A 16,709-nucleotide genomic window follows, 5' to 3' on the forward strand; every position below is an offset into this window, starting at 1 on the left:
ACACATGTCCGACGTGATCGCCATCGACGACTATCTCGCCCAGGGCGGCGTGCTCTCTTCGCCTGACAACGTGCCGCCGCGCTATCGCGGCGAGCTTCTGCGGCTCATGTCCTCCTTTGTGGACAGCCAGCTCGCCGGCTCGGCCGGCTTTGCCGCCTCCATCAATTTCGCGCCCGGTATCAAGGCGCGGATCGCGGCGAGCCGCATCACGCTTGAAAAGGCGGACCATGCCGAGCGCGTGCTCGGCCTGATGGGCGCCTTCGGCACCGATACCGACCGCTACGAGGCGCAGCACGACTGGGCGGCGCGGGTGGCGCGCGATGCCGACCTCGGCGCCGTGCGGCACGGCAACGACATGCGTCTCTCGGTCTTCCACTATCCCATCACGGGATGGACCGACGCGGTGGCGATGAACGTGCTCATGGGTCTTGCCACCGGCGTGCAGCTCGCCGAGCTGTCGCGGGTGTCCTACGCGCCGCTCGCCGAGGTCTTCCGCGAGATCGCCCCGCGCGAGGCGCGCCATGCGGAGCTGGGGCTCGAAGGGCTGGAACGCATCGCCGCCACCGAGGTCGGGCGGGTCGGCGCGCGGGCGAGCCTTGCCTATTGGCGGCCGCGGGTTGCAGCGACGTTCGGCGTGGCCGGTTCCGCCCGCTACGATACGCTGCGCCGCCTCGGCCTGCGCCACACGCCCAACGAGGTGTTGTTGGCGGAGTGGGAGCGCCTCGTCACCGACCGCCTCGCGCCGCTCGGGCTCGACTGAGATCGGCAACAGACACGAAAAAGGCCCGGCATTGCGCCGGGCCTTTTTGTTGGGGCAGGGGAGGGCGTGTGGCCGTCCCGCTCACTCCTTGGGCCGGCGGTCCACGATGCGCTTGGCCTTGCCGGTGGCGGTGCGCTCGATGCCGCCCGGCTCGTGCAGGGAGATGCGCGTGGTGATGCCGATGGTGTCCTTGATGCGCTTCAGGATGCGCCTGCCGGTGGCGTCCACGTCCACCTCGCCATAGACCTCCTCGCGGATCTCGGCGTGCACGGTCATCTCGTCCATGCGGCCGTCGCGGGTCAGCTCGATCTGGTAGTGGCCGGAGCAGGCTTCCACCGCCAGCAGGATTTCCTCGATCTGGGTCGGGAAGACGTTGACGCCGCGCAGGATGATCATGTCGTCCGAGCGGCCCGTCACCTTCTCCATGCGCCGCATCCCCGGCCGCGCCGTGCCGGGCAGCAGGCGGGTGAGGTCGCGGGTGCGGTAGCGGATGATGGGGAAAGCTTCCTTGGTCAGCGAGGTGAACACCAGCTCGCCCTTCGCGCCGTCCGGCAGCACTTCGCCGGTGAGCGGGTCGATCACCTCCGGGTAGAAATGATCCTCCCAGATGTGCAGGCCGTCCTTGGTCTCCACGCACTCCTGCGCGACGCCGGGGCCGATGACCTCGGAGAGGCCGTAGATGTCGGTGGCGTCGAGGTTGAAGTCGCGCTCGATCTCCTGGCGCATGGCATTGGTCCACGGCTCGGCGCCGAAGATGCCGTACTTGAGCGAGGTCTCGCGCGGGTCGAGCCCGGCCTTGGCGAAGCCGTCCATGAGGGCGAGCATGTAGCTCGGCGTCACCATGATGGCGTCGGGCTTGAAGTCGTGGATGAGCTGCACCTGGCGCTCGGTCATGCCGCCGGACATGGGCACCACGGTGCAGCCCAGACGCTCGACGCCGTAATGGGCGCCGAGGCCGCCGGTGAACAGGCCGTAGCCGTAGGCCACATGCACCATCATGCCCGGCCGCACGCCCGCGGCGCGGATGGAGCGGGCCATCACGTCGGCCCACATATCGATGTCGGCCTTGGTGTAGCCCACCACGATGGGCTTGCCCGTGGTGCCGGACGAGCCGTGCACGCGGATCAGCTTTTCCTTCGGCACCGCGAACAGGCCGAAGGGGTAGTTGTCGCGCAGGTCGGTCTTCACCGTGAAGGGGAATTTGGCGAGGTCCGAGAGGTCGCGCAGGTCGGAGGGGTGCACCCCGGCGGCGTCGAACGCCTGACGGTAGAACGGCACGTTCTCGTAGGCGTGGCGCAGCGACCAGGCGAGACGCTCGCGCTGCAGCGACATGATCTCGTCGCGCGAGGCGCGCTCGGCGGGATCGAGGCCACCCTCGAAGGAACGGCCCGGGGACAGTGCCGGCAGAGCCATGTTCATCATCTCCTCCAGATGGATCTTCTGCGAGATCAGGATTTCTTGCTGGCAAGGGCGTCCGCGCCCCCGGCGTCTGTCTGCGTGATGCGCCCGCCGATGGTGCGGGAATGGCCGCGGAACTGGGCGATCACCACATCGTCCTGCGAAACCTCGACATCGTAAATGCCGGAGCGCCCGCTGCGGCTCACCTCGCGCGCCCGCGCCACGAGGCGTTTGCCGCGGGTGCCGGGGCGCAGATACGTCACCGAGCAGTGCTGGGCGACAGTGCGCTCGTCATAGGTATTGCAGGCGAAGGCAAAGGCGCTGTCGGCCAAAGCGAAGATGAAGCCGCCATGGCCCATGCCGAAGCCGTTGCACATGCGCTCGGTGAGCGTCATGGCGAGGGTCGCGGTGCCCGGGCCGATGCTGACGATCTCCATGCCGAGCCCCTGGCTCGCATGGTCGGTCGCCCACATGGCATCGGCGGAGCGGCGGGCGATCTCCTCCGGAGAGAGCGACGCCACGGTTTCTGCGGCGGCGGTCACGAGCGGCGTCCCGTGAAGTTCGGGGTGCGCTTCTCCATGAAGGCCTTCACGCCCTCGCGATAATCCGGCGTGCGGCCGGCCTCGCGCTGCAGATCGCGCTCGAGATCGAGCTGGTCGTTGAGGCTGTTGCCGCCGGAGGCATTGAGCGCCGCCTTGGTGAGGGCGAGGCCCTGCGTCGGCTGGGTGGCGAGGCGAGCGGTGAGCGCGCGGGCCTCGTCCATGAGCGCGGCGTCGTCGATCACCTTCCAGATGAGGCCCCACTCGGCCGCGGTCTCGGCCGCGAGCGGTTCGGCCAGCAGCATCAGCGCCCGCGCCCGCGCGTCGCCGATGAGACGCGGCAGGAAATAGGTGCCGCCCGAATCGGGCACGAGGCCGATCTTCGAGAACGCCTGGATGAACTTGGCGGAACGCGCAGCCAGAACGATATCGCACGCAAGCGCGATGTTGGCCCCGGCCCCGGCGGCCACGCCGTTCACAGCACAAATGACGGGCTTGTTGAGCCCTCGGATGCGGCGGATGAGCGGGTTGTAGAAGGCCTCGATGGTCGAGCCGAGGTCCAGCGGACCTTCCGCGTTGGCGCGGGCGGAGAGATCCTGCCCGGCGCAGAAGCCGCGGCCGGCGCCGGTCAGCAGCACGGCGCGGCAGCTCTCATCGGCGGCGTCGTCCAGTGCGGCCGCAAGCGCGCCGTGCATCTCCTCGTTGAAGGAATTGAGGCGGTCGGGACGATTGAGCGTCAGCTCCGTCCAGCCGCCATGGTCCGTGACGGTCAGCACGGCTTCGTTCACATGCGCCTCCACTTGGTCCTCCCACTTCAGGGCTCTTTCGGAGCCTCTTGAATTAACCGGACGATCGGTTAATCATTAGCGCAAGGGATGGGCTTGTCAACATCATCGCACAGCGTCCCGGCATAGGGAGAGGACCATGGCTGACCTGTTCGCGGCCCACGCCGCGCTGCTCGAATCCGCCGTTGCCGCAGCGCGCGGGCGGGGCTTCTGGGCGGCCTTCCCGGAAAATCCCAAGGCCTATCCCGAAGGTGCCGCGGCCGAAGCCAAGGCGGCGTTCGCGGCCCTCAAGGATCATCCGTTCGAGCTTGCCGCGGGCGATGCCGCGCCCCTGATCGGCACCGAGGTCTCCCCCTTCGGACCCGCACTCGGCATCACCTATCGCGCCCGTGCCGTGGACGACCTGATCGCTCGCGCGGAGGGCGCCGGCGCCGCATGGGCCGCCGCCTCCATCGCCCGGCGCACGGGCATCGCGCTGGAAATCCTCGTCCGCCTCAACACGGCGAGCTTCCTCATCGCGGAAACGGTGGAGCACACCACCGGGCAGGCCGGGCCCATGGCTTTCCAGGCCGGCGGCCCGCACGCGCAGGATCGCGGGCTGGAGGCGGTCGCCTATGCCTATGAGGAGATGTCCCGTGTGCCCGGCGCGGTGCTGTGGGAGAAGCCCATGGGCCGCTCCGCCATCCGTCTCGACAAGGATTTCCACGTGGTGCCGCGCGGCATCGGCCTCGTCATCGGCTGCGCCACCTTCCCCACCTGGAACAGCTATCCCGCGTTGTTCGCCGATCTCGTCACCGGCAACGCGGTGATCGTGAAGCCCCATCCCGCCGCCATCCTGCCGCTGGCCCTCACCGTGCGCATCGCTCGCGAAGTGTTGGCGGAGGAGGGCTTCGATCCGGACATGATCCAGCTCGCCCCCGACACTTCAGAGGCGCCCATCGCCAAGGAACTGGCGACCGACCCGGCCATCGGCATCGTGGACTTTACCGGCTCCTCCCAGTTCGGCGGCTGGCTGCGGGAGAACGTGAAGGACAAGCTGGTGTTCACTGAGGAGGCGGGGGTCAACACCATCGTCATCGCCTCCACCGCCGCGTTCGGCCCCATGTGCCAGAACATCGCCTTTTCGCTCTCGCTTTACAGCGGCCAGATGTGCACGGCGCCGCAGGTCATCTTCGTGCCGGCGGGCGGCATCGAGACCGAGGCGGGACATAAGAGCTTCGACGAGGTGGCCGGCGGCATCGCCTCGGCCATCGATGCGCTCCTGTCCGAGCCTGCCCGCGCGGCCGCAGTACTGGGCGCCATTCAGAATCCGGCGACCCTCGCCCGTATCGAGGAGGCCCGCAGCCTCGGCCGCATCGTACGTGACAGCGCGGCCTTGCAAGTGGAGGGCGCGCGGACAGCGACGCCGCTGCTGCTGGCGGTCGATGCCACAGATGAGGCGGCCTATCTCGAAGAGCGGTTCGGCCCCATCGCCTTCGTCGTCGCGGTGGCCGATGCGGCGGATGGGGTGGCCCGCGCCGCCCGTGCCGCGCGCGAGAAGGGCGCCATCACCGCTGCTCTCTATTCCACCGACGATACCGAAATCGCCCGCGCGGTGCCGGCCTATGCCCGCGCCGGCGTGGCGCTCTCCGTGAATCTCACGGGCGGCATCTATGTGAACCAGAGCGCAGCCTTCAGCGACTACCACGTCTCCGGCGCCAACCCCGCCGGCAATGCCTGCCTCACCGATGCGGCCTTCGTGGCGGGCCGCTTCCGCGTCGTGTGCGTGCGCCGCCCGGCCGCCGCCTGAGCCCATTCTCCGGAGATCACCATGGCTGACGCCTTCATCTGCGATTTCGCGCGCACCCCCATCGGCCGCTATGCCGGCGCCCTCAAGGACGTGCGGGCGGACGACCTCGCCGCCCATCCCATCCGTGTGCTCAAGGCGCGCAATCCCGGCGTGGACTGGGAGGCGGTGGACGACGTGATCCTCGGCTGTGCCAATCAGGCGGGCGAGGACAATCGCGACGTGGCCCGCATGGCCGCGCTCCTCGCCGGCCTGCCGGTGAGCGCGCCGGGCACCACCGTCAACCGCCTGTGCGGCTCCGGCCTTGATGCGGTGGGCATCGGCGCCCGTGCCATCATGACCGGCGACGCGGACCTCGTCATCGCCGGCGGCGTGGAGAGCATGACCCGCGCGCCCTTCGTGCAGGGCAAGGCCACGGAGGCCTTCTCGCGTCAGGCGGAGATCTACGACACCACCATCGGCTGGCGCTTCATCAACCCGCTGATGAAGGCCCAGTACGGCGTCGATTCCATGCCGGAGACCGGCGAGAACGTCGCCGCCGATTTCGCCATCTCCCGCGCCGATCAGGACCTCTTCGCGTATCGCTCCCAGCAGCGGGCGAAAGCGGCGCAGGAGGCGGGCTTCTTCGCCCGCGAGATCGCTCCCATCGAGGTGAAGGGCAGGAAGTCCTCGGTGCTGGTGGATCGCGACGAGCACCCGCGCGGCGACACCACGCTCGAGCAGCTCGCAGCGCTCAAGACACCCTTCCGCAAGGAGGGCGGCTCTGTGACGGCGGGCAATGCCTCCGGCGTCAATGACGGCGCCGGTGCCCTCATCCTGGCCTCGGAAGCCGCGGCGAAAAAGTATGGCCTCACGCCCCGCGCCCGCGTGGTCAGCGTGGTGCAGGCCGGTGTGCCGCCGCGCATCATGGGTATCGGGCCGGCCCCAGCCACGCAGAAGCTGCTGGCGAAGAACGGGCTCTCCCTCTCCGACATCGACCTCATCGAGCTGAACGAAGCCTTCGCCTCGCAGGCGCTGGCGGTGCTGCGCCAGCTTGGGCTGCCGGATGATGCGGCGCATGTGAACCCGCATGGCGGCGCCATCGCTCTGGGTCATCCCCTCGGCATGTCCGGCGCGCGCCTCGCCATGACGGCGGTGAGCGCGCTGGAAGTCCGTGGCGGCAAGCGCGCGGTTGCCACCATGTGCATCGGCGTCGGCCAGGGCATCGCCGCCCTCATCGAGCGGGTCTGAGCGGTGGACGCGCAGGTTTCCCCCATCACGATCACCCGCCATGGCACCGTCGCGGTTGTTCACATCGACCATGCGCCGGTGAACGCGCTGTCGCGTGGCGTGCGGCAGGGGCTGCTGGATGCGGTGCGGGGGCTGGAGGACGATGCGTCGGTGTCGGCGCTCGTGCTGAGCGGCGGGCCGGGGCGGTTCATCGCGGGGGCGGACCTCAAGGAGATGGCACTGCCGCCGGATGAGCCTTTCCTGCCCGAGGTGGCGGGGGCGATCGATGCCTGCACCAAGCCTGTGGTCGCCGCGCTGGATGGCGCGGCGCTGGGCGGCGGCTGCGAGATCGCGCTGGCCTGCGATCTCAGGCTCGGGTCGGCCAAGGCGCTGGTGGGGCTCACCGAGACAAGGCTCGGCATTATCCCCGGTGCGGGGGGAACCCAGCGGCTGGTGCGGCTGATGGGGGTGGCGCAGGCCATCGCCCTGGTCTGCGAGGGCCGGGTGCTGAAGGCCGGCGAGGCGCTGGCGCTGGGCCTCGTCGATGCGGTGGTGGAGGGCGATCTCCTAGCCGAAGCCATCGCCCGCGCACCGGCGGTGGCCAAGCGCCGGCTGTCGGCCCTGCCGGTGCCCATGGGTGATCCGGCCGGGGAGGCGGCAGCTGAGGCCAAGGCGCTCAAGGGCGCCAAGGGTGTGCCGGCCATCGCCGAAGCCATCCGCGTCATCACGGCGTCGAAGGACGCCGACTTCGCCTCCGGCCTCGCCCTTGAGCGGGCCGCCTTTCTTGCCCTGCGCGAGAGCCCGGAAGCCAAAGCCCTGCGCCACCTCTTCCTCGCCGAGCGCGAGGCGGTGAAGGTGCCGGGGCTGGAAGGGGCCAAGGCGCGTTCGGTCTCCTCCACCGCCGTCATCGGCGCCGGCACCATGGGTGCGGGCATCGCCGTGGCGCTGCTGGACGCCGGATATCCGGTGATCCTCGTGGAGCGGGACGATGAGGCCGCGCAGGCCGGCGTCGCGCGCATCGATGCCCTCTACAGCAGGCAGGTGAAGAGCAATCGAATAGATGAGGCCCGCAAGGCCGAGCGCCTCGCCCGCCTCCTCCCGGCGTCCGACTATGCGGCGCTGGCCGATGCCGACCTCATCGTCGAAGCCGCCTTCGAGGACATGGGCGTGAAGACCGACATCTTCCGACGCCTCGACAGCATAGCGAAGCAAGGCGCGGTGCTCGCCACCAACACCTCCTATCTCGATCTCGACGCCATCGCTGCCGCCACCTCCCGGCCTGAGGATGTGGTGGGCCTGCACTTCTTCGCCCCCGCCAACATCATGAAGCTGCTGGAGGTGATCAAAGCCACCCACACCGCGCCGGACGTGCTGGCGACCGCCCTCGCTTTGGCGAAGCGCATGGGCAAGCAGCCGGTGGTGGCGGGCAATTGCGACGGCTTCATCGGCAACCGCATCTATGCGGTGTACCGGCGCCATGCGGAATATCTGGTGGAGGACGGGGCCACGCCTGAACAGGTGGACGCGGCACTGGAAGCCTTCGGCTTCGCCATGGGCATCTTCGCGGTATCGGACATGTCCGGCCTCGACATCGCCTACGCCATGCGCAAGCGCCGGGCGGCGGCGCGGGACCCCAACGAGCGCTACGTCGCCATCGCCGATACGCTGGTGGAAATGGGCCGGCTGGGCCGCAAGACCAACGGCGGCTGGTACGCCTACGACGCAAATGGCACCCGCACGCCTGACCCCGCCGTCACGCAGATCATCGCGGACGCCCGCGCGGCCAAGGGCATCCAGCCCCGCGCCTTCACCCAAGAGCAAATCCAGCTTCGGCTGCTCGCGGTGATGGCCAACGAAGGCGCGAAGGAACTCGCCGAGGGGATCGCGCTGCGGCCGTCCGACATCGACCTCGCCTTCGTCAATGGCTACGGCTTCCCGCGCCTGAAGGGCGGCCCCATGCACGCCGCCGACGCCCTCGGCCTTCCCACCATCCTCACCGAGATCAAAGCCGCCCACGCCACCGGCGGCGCCGGCTCCGAACCCGCACCGCTCCTCGCGGAGCTCGTGGCGGAGGGGAAGACATTCGCAGACTGGCAAAAGGCCAGCGCTCCCAAGGGAGGGAACACGTGACCCATATCCTCGACAGCTATGCCCTCGACCGCTGGTTCACGCCCGAGGCGGGACTGGTGGACATTCCGAGCGCCATCGACGGGCGCGTGGTGGCGCGCGCCTCCACACGCGGGCTCGATTTCGCGGCCATGGTGCGCCATGCGCGCGAGGTGGGTGGGCCGGCGCTGCGGCGCCTCACCTTCCATCAGCGTGCCGACATGCTGAAGGCGCTCGGCGCCCATCTCACCGCCCACAAGGACGCGCTCTACGCGCTCGCCGCTGACACCGGCGCGACCAAAAGGGATAATTTCTTCGACATCGACGGCGGCATCGGCACGCTCTACGCCTACGCCTCCCGCGGGCGGCGCGAACTGCCGGGCGAGCGCTTCGTGGTGGAAGGCACGCCGGAGGCCCTGTCCAAGAACGGCACCTTCATCGGCCTCCATGTGCTCACCCCGCTCCACGGCGTCGCGGTGCACGTGAACGCCTTCAACTTCCCCTGCTGGGGCATGCTGGAAAAGCTGGCCCCGGCCATCCTCGCGGGCATGCCCGTCATCACCAAGCCCGCCACCGCCACCGCCTACGTGGCCGAGGCCGTGGTGAAGCTCATCGTCGAGGCGAACATCCTGCCCGCTGGCGCGTTACAGTTCGTGGCCGGATCGGCGGGCGACCTGCTCGATCATCTCACCGGGCAGGATGTGCTCTCCTTCACCGGCTCGGCCGCGACCTCGCAGGCGCTGCGCGACCATCCGGCGGTCTCACGCAATGCGGTGCGCTTCATCGCCGAGCGGGATTCGCTCAATGCCGCCGTGCTCGGCCCGGACGCGGTGGAGGGCACGCCCGAGTTCGACCTCTTCATCGCCGAGGTGGTGCGCGAGATGACGGTGAAGGCGGGCCAGAAGTGCACCGCCATCCGCCGCATCATCGTGCCGAAGGCGCAGGAAGGCGCGGTGATCGCTGCGCTCTCCGGCCGCCTCGCCGCCATCGCCGTGGGCGATCCCCGCCGCGACGACGTGCGCATGGGTCCGCTTGCCAGCCGTTCCCAGCGCATTGCCACGCAGGAGGCGGTGAGGGAGATCGCCGTCGAGGCGGAGATCGTGTTCGGCGATCCGGACAAGGTCGAGCCCGTGGGTGCGGATGCGGCCACCGGCGCCTTCATTGCCCCGGTGCTGCTGCGCTGCCCCGAACCGCTCACGGCCAAGGCTCCGCACGCGGTGGAAGCCTTCGGGCCGGTGGCGACGGTGATGGGTTATGAAGCCATCTCCGATGCGCTGGCGCTGGTGGCCAAGGGCGAGGGCAGCCTCGTCGCCTCGGTCTATACCTACGATCCGGCGGTGGCGGAGGAACTGGTGTTCGGCATCGCTGCCCATCACGGCCGCGTCGTGCTGATCGACCGCGATTGCGCGAAGGAATCGACCGGCCACGGCTCGCCACTCCCCGGTCTCGTCCATGGCGGCCCCGGACGGGCCGGCGGCGGCGAGGAGATGGGTGGCCTGCGCGGCGTGTTCCACTACATGCAGCGCACCGCCATCGAGGGGTCGCCCGCCCGCCTCTCGGCCCTGACGCGCACCTGGCTTTCCGGCGCGCCCGCGCCGGTCACGCCGGAGCATCCCTTCAAGCGCAAGTTCGATGCGCTCAGCGTGGGCGACACGGTGGAGACGGCGTCTCGCACCATCACGCTGGAGGACATCGAGCACTTCGCCCATTTCACCGGCGACACCTTCTACGCGCACATGGACGAGGAAGCAGCGAAGGCGAACCCCTTCTTCCCCGGCCGCGTGGCGCACGGCTACCTCATCCTGTCGTTCGCGGCGGGCCTGTTCGTCGATCCCGCGCCGGGGCCGCTGCTCGCCAATTACGGGCTGGATTCGCTGCGCTTCCTGAAGCCCGTGTCGCCGGGGGACGCCATCCGCGTGCGGCTGACAGTCAAGAACAAGCAGCCCGCCCGCAAGCCGGAATACGGCGAGGTGCGCTGGGATGCGGAGGTGTTCAACCAGGACGGCGACACCGTGGCCCGCTACGAGCTGCTGACTATGAGCAGCCGCATCTGAGCAGGGGCAGCCTCGACAGGGGGCGCCTCGGCGCTCCCGACAAGCGAAATCTGCGGCAAGTTTGCAACAGTGTTAACGGACCATGCGTCTTGGCGGCCTTCCATCGGCTCGGCCGCCCATTCCGCCGTTACACATTCCCGTGAGGAATGGTACTCCTGTGGCGGGAGCGGCACATGGCTGGACGCAGGGGCATCAACGCATTCGCGCGACACGCGGCCGGAAGGGCCGCGGGCCGGGTCGCGGCGCGTGTTGCCGGCTGGGCTCTCGCCTACGTCCTCCTTCTTCAGGTGGTCCTTTCGGGCTTCGCGCTCGGATCCGTGCCCATCGGGATGGATCCGGACCTGTGCCTGAGTGCGGTTTCCGCCGGCACGACAGATTCGGATGGCGGGCATGACGGCGCCCCGGCGCAGCATCGCCAGTGCCAGGCCTGTCTCGCGCGGGCCGATCTGCCCGCTCTGCCGCCACCACCGCCGGTGCCGGACGTCGCGCATCTCACCGGTGCGCTCCGGCTCGATTTCGGTGCGCCCTCCGCGCCGCTTCACACCCATGTCCTGAGCGCCTTCCGGGCGCGTGCACCTCCCGCGGCGGCCTGAAGTCGTCCGGTCTCGCCGCTGACGCGATGCGGGGCCGGGCGCGCTGTCCCACGGCCCATGCGTTCTCCCGTTTCACGACAGGGGATGCTTCGACCCGTCAGCTTGCAAGGCAAGCGGCCGGGTGCGCGTCGGCGCGGCCAAGGTCTACCGCACCAAGAACAATTCCGCTCTGCCGCGCCTCATCCCGCCGGCCTTCGAGCGCGAGGACACGCAAATGCCATCCCCCATTCTCTCCGCCGGGACCCTGTCCCGGCTGCGCGGCACCTTCGCGCGCAGCACCGCCCTCTTTGCGCCGTCCGCGCTCGCGCTTGTCCTGATGCCGGCGTTCATCGCGCCCGCCATGGCGCAGACCAGCCCGCAGCCGGCCACCGAACTGCCCCCCGTGACCGTGCGGGCCACCACGCCGGTGGCGACGGCCTCCGGTGCACCGGCTACGGATTCGGGCAACTTCTCTCCGGCGGACATCGCCATGATTTCCGGCAGCGAGGCTCAGGCCGCGACGCTGTGGACCAGCGATTCGGGCTCGCTCCTCAGCCGCATCCCCGGCGGCGCGGCGTGGGGCGCGGGCGGGGTTTCCAGCCTTCCGGCGGTGAACGGCATGGGGGCGGACCGGGTCCAGGTCGCGGTCAACGGGATGCTGTTCGGTATCGCCTGCCCGAACCAGATGAATCCGCCCTTTTCCTTCGTCAATCCGGCGATGATCGCCAACGTGAAGGTCTATACGGCCACCGCGCCGGTGAGCGTCGGCGGCGACTATACGGGCGCGCGGGTGAACGTGACGGTGGCGCCCCCTAAGTTCACCGAGGGCGAGCAGCTCACCGTCTCGGGCAGCGTCTCCGGCTATTATCGGAGCAACAACAACAGCTATGGCGTGGACGCCACGGCCACCGTCTCCAATGCCGATACCAGCGTGACCTATACCGGCGGCTGGGCCAAGGCGAGCGACTATGTGGCGGGCGATGGCACCACCATCAAGTCCACCATGTATGAGACGCAGAACCACGCGCTGACCATCTCGAAGAAGATCGCCGACCAGCTCTTCACGGTGGGTATCGGCGGACAGTTCATTCCTTACGAGGGCTATCCGAACCAGTATATGGACCTCGTCGAGAACAAGAGTATCAACGCCTTCGGCCGCTATCTCGGCGAGTTCGACTGGGGCCAGCTGGAAGGCAACGTCTTTGCCAACCAGATCCGCCACACCATGGGCTTCATCGCGCCGGACAAGACCGGCGACATGCCCATGGATACGAAGGCGACCGACATCGGCTATTCGCTGAAGGGCACGGTGGCGCTCTCCGCGCGCGATACGCTGCGGATCGGCAATGAACTCTACTACAACAACCTCGACGACTGGTGGCCGCCCGTCGCCGGCTCCATGATGATGGGACCGGACACCTTCCAGAGCATCAACAACGGCCAGAAGCTGCGCGCCGGCATCTATGGCGAGTGGGAGCGGCGCATCGACGACCGCTGGACCGCCGTGCTGGGTGTGCGCAACGACGTGGTGTGGATGAACACCGGCGACGTGCATGGCTACAACGACATGATGTACGGCCTCGACGCCGCGATCTTCAACGCGCAGAGCCACGCCCGCACCGACTTCAACGTCGATGCCTCGGCCATCCTGCGTTACGACGCCAACGCCGCCAGCACCTACGAGTTCGGCCTCGCCCGGAAGACCCGCTCGCCGAATTTCTACGAGCGCTATGCCTGGTCCACCAACCCCATGGCCATGGACATGATCGGGTGGTTCGGCGACGGCAACGGCTACGTGGGCAACCTGAATCTGGAGCCGGAGGCGGCCCACACGGCAAGCTTCACCGCCAGCTGGCACGATCCGGTGCGCAATGCGTGGGAGCTGCGCGTCTCGCCCTATTACAGCTATGTGGTGAACTACATTGACGCCGATCGCTGCCTGCTGGCGGGCTGCCTCGCGTCGAAGCCCAACAATCCCTACGTGACCAACGACTTCGTCTTCCTGCAGTTCGCCAACCACGATGCGTGGCTCTATGGCGTGAACATCGACGGCAAGATGGAGCTGTGGAACGACCTCGCCTGGGGGCAGGGCGTGTTCCGCGGCAACCTCAACTTCGTGCAGGGCCAGCGCACCGACGGCGTGAACCTCTACCACATGATGCCGCTCAACGGCGTCATCGCGGTGGACCACACGCTCGGCAACTGGACCAACAGCCTCGAATTGCAGATGGTCGCGGCCAAGGTGCTGGTGAGCCAGGTGCGCAATGAACTTGAGACCTCGGCCTACGCCCTGCTCAACTTCCGCACCAGCTATCAGCTGCAGCAGTTCCGCTTCGACTTTGGTGTCGAGAACATTCTGGGGACTAACTACAACCTGCCCCTCGGTGGCGCGAACCTCGTGAACTACCAGGTGTCGTCGATGATGGGCACGTCGGCGGCATGGGGCTTCCCCGTGGCCGGCATGGGCCGCTCGTTCAACACGCGGGTGACGTACCAGTTCTGAGGGGTACGCACGTCCAGCCGTGGCCGGTTTCCGGCCGCGGCTGATGTTTCCGCCCCGACGTCGTGCGCCGGGGCCGCTTTCTGCGCCTTACCGCCCCCGCGCCAGCCGCGCGGCCTTGCGCTTGGCCATGGTGGCGAGGAGATCGGACGCGGTGAGGATGACGAGCGCGGTCAGGGCGAGCGCGGTCGCCGTCAGCGCGTAGATGATGATGAAGGCATAGCCGAAGAAATAGGTGAGATAGCCGAAGGCGAAAATCAGGTTCGCGATGAAGAAATACTTCGCGTCGGGCAGCCCGTAGATGGCATCGCGGAGAAGCCAGCCGAAGAAGGGGACGTGAAGCACGGCGCGCGCGGCGGTTCGCATGGGGCAGGGTCCGGTGACATGTATCGAGGTTCATCCCGCACTGCGGGACAGGCCGAACCTTCACCGGACATTTGATCTGGATCAATAATCCCATTCGCCGCAGGCGGGCCATTCCGGTGCGGCCTCGCGCCGCGCCGGCGGACGGCTAACGTCCACCGGCGCCGGGCGCCGGGGCGCCTCTCAGGCCGCTGCGGAGCGGGAGGCGGGGGCGGCGAACTGGCGCTCCATCTCCCGGCGCAGGCGCACGGTGTCGCTGTCGCCGATCTCCACGTCCGCCCAGCCGACCACTTCGCCGCGGGCGATGGGGCGGGTGAGGCGCACCTTGTGGGCGAGGCCGATGGGCAGGGCGCCGCGGGCAAGGGACTCCTCCGCCCGCATGATGCGGCCCCACACGGTATAGCCACCCTCGCCATCCAGCATCTCGCCGGGCATGAGATCCTTCTTCGCCACCGCCACGGCGTCGGAGAAGAAGCCGATGGGCGCGCCCGTCGCCTCGTTCCTGAGCGCCGCTGCGGCGACGCTGATGCCGAGTTCGAGCCCGATCATGTGGTAGGGGCGATAGAGCGCCGTGTAACGACCGCTCGGGTCGGTGGCCATGCCGTACTCGCGGAAGCAGCGGCGCGCATAGTCGCCACGCGCCGAGGGATCGGCCTCGATCACCACATAGACGCCCCAGCGCAGATCCCGGAACACGGGCCGTCCGTCCCGCTCCAGGCTGGAGACGACCTCCACCTGCCCGGCTTCCTCCAGCAGCCCGCCGGCGTCGCGGGGGCGCAGGATGGTGGGCAGGTCGTCCACGCCGCAGGGCGGGAAGAGAAGCCCGTCGCGCGGCGCCTTGAGGCCGGTGGCGTTGGAGATGGCGGCCATCTCGATGGAGGATTTCGTGCCGTCCACGAAAGAGTTGAACATCTGCGGGTTCATCCCGCCGATGGCCGCTTGCTCGGGCGTGAGGCCGATGTTGCGCCACACGTCGTCCGGCGTGGAGGCGTGGTAGGCGGGCAGGTATTTCGTGCCCTTGCCGGCGGCCACGACGTTGAAGCCGCAGGTCTGCGCCCAGTCCACCATCTCGCACACCAGCGCCGGTTGGTCGCCATAGGCGGCGGCATAGACAACGCCAGCCTCGGCCGCCTTGCGGGCAACGAGGGGACCGGCCAGCACGTCCGCCTCCACCGTCACCATCACGATGTGGCGGCGCTCGGCGATGGCGAGGAGCGCGTGCCTGAGCCCCGCCGCGGGGCTGCCGGTGGCGTCCACGATCACCTCGATGCCATCGGCCTTGATGAGCGCCTCGGCATCCTCGGTGATGACGGTGCGGCCGGTGCGGCGCGCGTCGTCGAAGTCGGTCGCGAGGGCATCGTCCACCGGCCAGCCGGTGTTGGCGAGGGCATCCTTCGCCCGGGCGGCGGAGAGATCGGCGATGCCCATCAGGTGCATGCCCACGGTGGTGCGCACCTGCGACAGGAACATGGAGCCGAACTTGCCCGCACCGATGAGGCCGACGCGCACCGGCCGCCCCTCGGCCGCGCGGGCCCGGAGCTTGGCTGCAAGATTCATGGGGTCGCTCTCCTTCCTTGCGGAAGCCGGGCGAAGACGTGCGCACGCGCGTGCCCGTCGGGCGGGTCGATGCGCAGGAGCGTTCCTCCGTCCGGCCATCGCCGGTTGTCTCCGGCCGGATCGTTGCTGTCCGGCCGTGGCGGGTGGGGCCCGCGGGGGAACGGTAGTGCGCTCTTCCGCCGGAGGGAAGCGCTCCGCAACGTCAGGGCGGGCGTTTTTCAGCCGATGATGCTGTAGCCGCCGTCGATCTGGTGGACGCCACCGGTGACGTTGGCGGCCTCGCGGCTGGCGAGGAAGGCGGCGAAGGCACCCACATCCTCGATGGAGGCGAGGAGGTGAGTCGGTGCGCGCGCGGCGGCCTCGTTCAGCAGTTCGTCGAAATCGGCGATGCCGGAGGCGGCGCGGGTCTTCAGCGGGCCGGGCGAGAGCGCATGGACGGAGATGCGCTTCTCGCCGAGTTCCGCGGCAGCATAGCGCACCACTGATTCGAGCGCCGATTTCACCGGCCCCATGATGTTGTAGTGCTCGACCACCTTCTCCGCGCCGTAGAAGGACACGGTCATGCAGGTGCCGCCCGCACCCATCAGCGGCTCGGCGAGGCGGATCATCCGCAGGAAGGAGTGGACGGAGACGTCCATGGCCTTGGAGAAGCCTTCCGCCGAGCAGTCGACGACGCGGCCGTGGAGATCCTCCCTCGGGCAGAAGGCGATGGAGTGGAGCAGGGTGTCGAGCCGGCCCCAGCGTGCGGTGATCTCGGCGAATACGGCTTCGAGCTGGCCGGGAATGCTCACGTCCAGGGGGAGGATCAATTCGGCGCCGATGGATTCGGCGAGCGGCCGCACATGCGCCTCGGCGCGCTCGTTGAGATAGGTGACGGCGACGTCGGCACCCTGCTCGCGAAATGCCTTCGCGCAGCCCCAGGCGATGGACTGGTCATTGGCGACGCCCACCACCAGCGCCTTCTGGCCCTTCAGCGAAAACATGCGCGCGCCCTCGTGCGTTGCGGTTCTCCACCCTCTTTGCACCCGGTCGCCGACGTCAACATGACGAAAGTCAAACGGCGCAAGGGTCTGCCCGGCC

13 protein-coding genes are annotated in these 16,709 nt (G+C 68.7%); 7 read left to right on the top strand and 6 right to left on the bottom strand.

Annotated elements, in window-relative coordinates:
• Positions 1–4 precede the first annotated feature (4 nt).
• Positions 5–760 carry a Phenylacetic acid catabolic protein gene (locus EJ105_RS21385; protein ID WP_250167921.1) on the top strand — a complete coding sequence of 252 codons (756 nt, stop codon included), beginning with the start codon at positions 5–7 and terminating at the stop codon, positions 758–760.
• A gap of 81 nt (positions 761–841) precedes the next feature.
• On the opposite strand, the gene paaK is transcribed toward EJ105_RS21385, so the two are convergent.
• The 3 genes from paaK to paaG all read right to left on the bottom strand — a co-directional run bounded on the left by paaK (position 842) and on the right by paaG (position 3,485).
• Positions 842–2,173, bottom strand: coding sequence for a phenylacetate--CoA ligase PaaK (gene paaK, locus EJ105_RS21390; protein ID WP_250167922.1), 1,332 nt, complete (start codon positions 2,171–2,173; stop codon positions 842–844).
• Positions 2,174–2,208: 35 nt separating this feature from the next.
• Entirely contained in the window at positions 2,209–2,631 is a 423-nt protein-coding gene (paaI, locus tag EJ105_RS21395; RefSeq protein ID WP_250167961.1) for a hydroxyphenylacetyl-CoA thioesterase PaaI, read from the bottom strand.
• Between the two features lie 65 nt (positions 2,632–2,696).
• Positions 2,697–3,485 (bottom strand): 2-(1,2-epoxy-1,2-dihydrophenyl)acetyl-CoA isomerase PaaG, encoded by a 789-nt coding sequence (gene paaG / locus EJ105_RS21400; protein ID WP_029555470.1) that lies wholly within the window; start codon positions 3,483–3,485, stop codon positions 2,697–2,699.
• A 136-nt stretch (positions 3,486–3,621) separates the two neighbouring features.
• Between paaG and paaN the strand changes: the two genes are divergently transcribed.
• The 6 genes from paaN (at position 3,622) to EJ105_RS21430 (ending at position 13,712) form a co-directional block, all read left to right on the top strand.
• Entirely contained in the window at positions 3,622–5,271 is a 1,650-nt protein-coding gene (gene paaN / locus EJ105_RS21405; protein WP_250167923.1) for a phenylacetic acid degradation protein PaaN, read from the top strand.
• Positions 5,272–5,292: 21 nt separating this feature from the next.
• Positions 5,293–6,498, top strand: coding sequence for a 3-oxoadipyl-CoA thiolase (gene pcaF / locus EJ105_RS21410; protein ID WP_250167924.1), 1,206 nt, complete (start codon positions 5,293–5,295; stop codon positions 6,496–6,498).
• A gap of 3 nt (positions 6,499–6,501) precedes the next feature.
• Positions 6,502–8,607 (top strand): 3-hydroxyacyl-CoA dehydrogenase NAD-binding domain-containing protein, encoded by a 2,106-nt coding sequence (locus EJ105_RS21415; RefSeq protein ID WP_250167925.1) that lies wholly within the window; start codon positions 6,502–6,504, stop codon positions 8,605–8,607.
• Positions 8,604–10,637: a phenylacetic acid degradation bifunctional protein PaaZ gene (gene paaZ, locus EJ105_RS21420; RefSeq protein WP_250167926.1), complete on the top strand. Its 2,034-nt coding sequence runs from the start codon at positions 8,604–8,606 to the stop codon at positions 10,635–10,637. Before EJ105_RS21415 ends, paaZ begins: the two co-directional genes overlap by 4 nt.
• 173 nt (positions 10,638–10,810) lie before the next feature.
• Positions 10,811–11,230, top strand: coding sequence for a hypothetical protein (locus EJ105_RS21425; RefSeq protein ID WP_250167927.1), 420 nt, complete (start codon positions 10,811–10,813; stop codon positions 11,228–11,230).
• 214 nt (positions 11,231–11,444) lie between these two features.
• Positions 11,445–13,712: a TonB-dependent receptor gene (locus EJ105_RS21430; protein ID WP_250167962.1), complete on the top strand. Its 2,268-nt coding sequence runs from the start codon at positions 11,445–11,447 to the stop codon at positions 13,710–13,712.
• An 87-nt stretch (positions 13,713–13,799) separates the two neighbouring features.
• Here the strand turns inward: EJ105_RS21430 and EJ105_RS21435 are convergent, their stop codons facing one another.
• The 3 genes from EJ105_RS21435 to fabI all read right to left on the bottom strand — a co-directional run bounded on the left by EJ105_RS21435 (position 13,800) and on the right by fabI (position 16,612).
• A complete protein-coding gene (locus EJ105_RS21435; protein WP_024280562.1) occupies positions 13,800–14,075 on the bottom strand; it encodes a hypothetical protein in 276 nt (91 codons plus the stop codon).
• 180 nt (positions 14,076–14,255) lie between these two features.
• The gene (locus tag EJ105_RS21440; RefSeq protein ID WP_250167928.1) at positions 14,256–15,629 is read right to left on the bottom strand and encodes an NAD(P)H-dependent oxidoreductase; all 1,374 of its coding nucleotides are present in this window, start codon (positions 15,627–15,629) and stop codon (positions 14,256–14,258) included.
• 218 nt (positions 15,630–15,847) lie between these two features.
• Entirely contained in the window at positions 15,848–16,612 is a 765-nt protein-coding gene (fabI, locus tag EJ105_RS21445) for an enoyl-ACP reductase FabI (RefSeq protein WP_024280560.1), read from the bottom strand.
• Positions 16,613–16,709: the final 97 nt, after the last annotated feature.

Origin of the sequence: Xanthobacter aminoxidans, assembly GCF_023571765.1 — a bacterium.
In the GTDB taxonomy this organism is placed as follows: domain Bacteria; phylum Pseudomonadota; class Alphaproteobacteria; order Rhizobiales; family Xanthobacteraceae; genus Xanthobacter; species Xanthobacter aminoxidans.

What these genes read in the sequence shown, in the direction of transcription:
- EJ105_RS21385 (WP_250167921.1), top strand. Translation starts at nt 5, where the DNA reads ATGTCCGACGTGATCGCCATCGACGACTATCTCGCCCAGGGCGGCGTG.
- paaK (WP_250167922.1), bottom strand. Translation starts at nt 2,173, where the DNA reads ATGGCTCTGCCGGCACTGTCCCCGGGCCGTTCCTTCGAGGGTGGCCTC.
- paaI (WP_250167961.1), bottom strand. Translation starts at nt 2,631, where the DNA reads ATGTGGGCGACCGACCATGCGAGCCAGGGGCTCGGCATGGAGATCGTC.
- paaN (WP_250167923.1), top strand. Translation starts at nt 3,622, where the DNA reads ATGGCTGACCTGTTCGCGGCCCACGCCGCGCTGCTCGAATCCGCCGTT.
- pcaF (WP_250167924.1), top strand. Translation starts at nt 5,293, where the DNA reads ATGGCTGACGCCTTCATCTGCGATTTCGCGCGCACCCCCATCGGCCGC.
- EJ105_RS21425 (WP_250167927.1), top strand. Translation starts at nt 10,811, where the DNA reads ATGGCTGGACGCAGGGGCATCAACGCATTCGCGCGACACGCGGCCGGA.
- EJ105_RS21430 (WP_250167962.1), top strand. Translation starts at nt 11,445, where the DNA reads ATGCCATCCCCCATTCTCTCCGCCGGGACCCTGTCCCGGCTGCGCGGC.
- EJ105_RS21435 (WP_024280562.1), bottom strand. Translation starts at nt 14,075, where the DNA reads ATGCGAACCGCCGCGCGCGCCGTGCTTCACGTCCCCTTCTTCGGCTGG.
- EJ105_RS21440 (WP_250167928.1), bottom strand. Translation starts at nt 15,629, where the DNA reads ATGAATCTTGCAGCCAAGCTCCGGGCCCGCGCGGCCGAGGGGCGGCCG.
- fabI (WP_024280560.1), bottom strand. Translation starts at nt 16,612, where the DNA reads ATGTTTTCGCTGAAGGGCCAGAAGGCGCTGGTGGTGGGCGTCGCCAAT.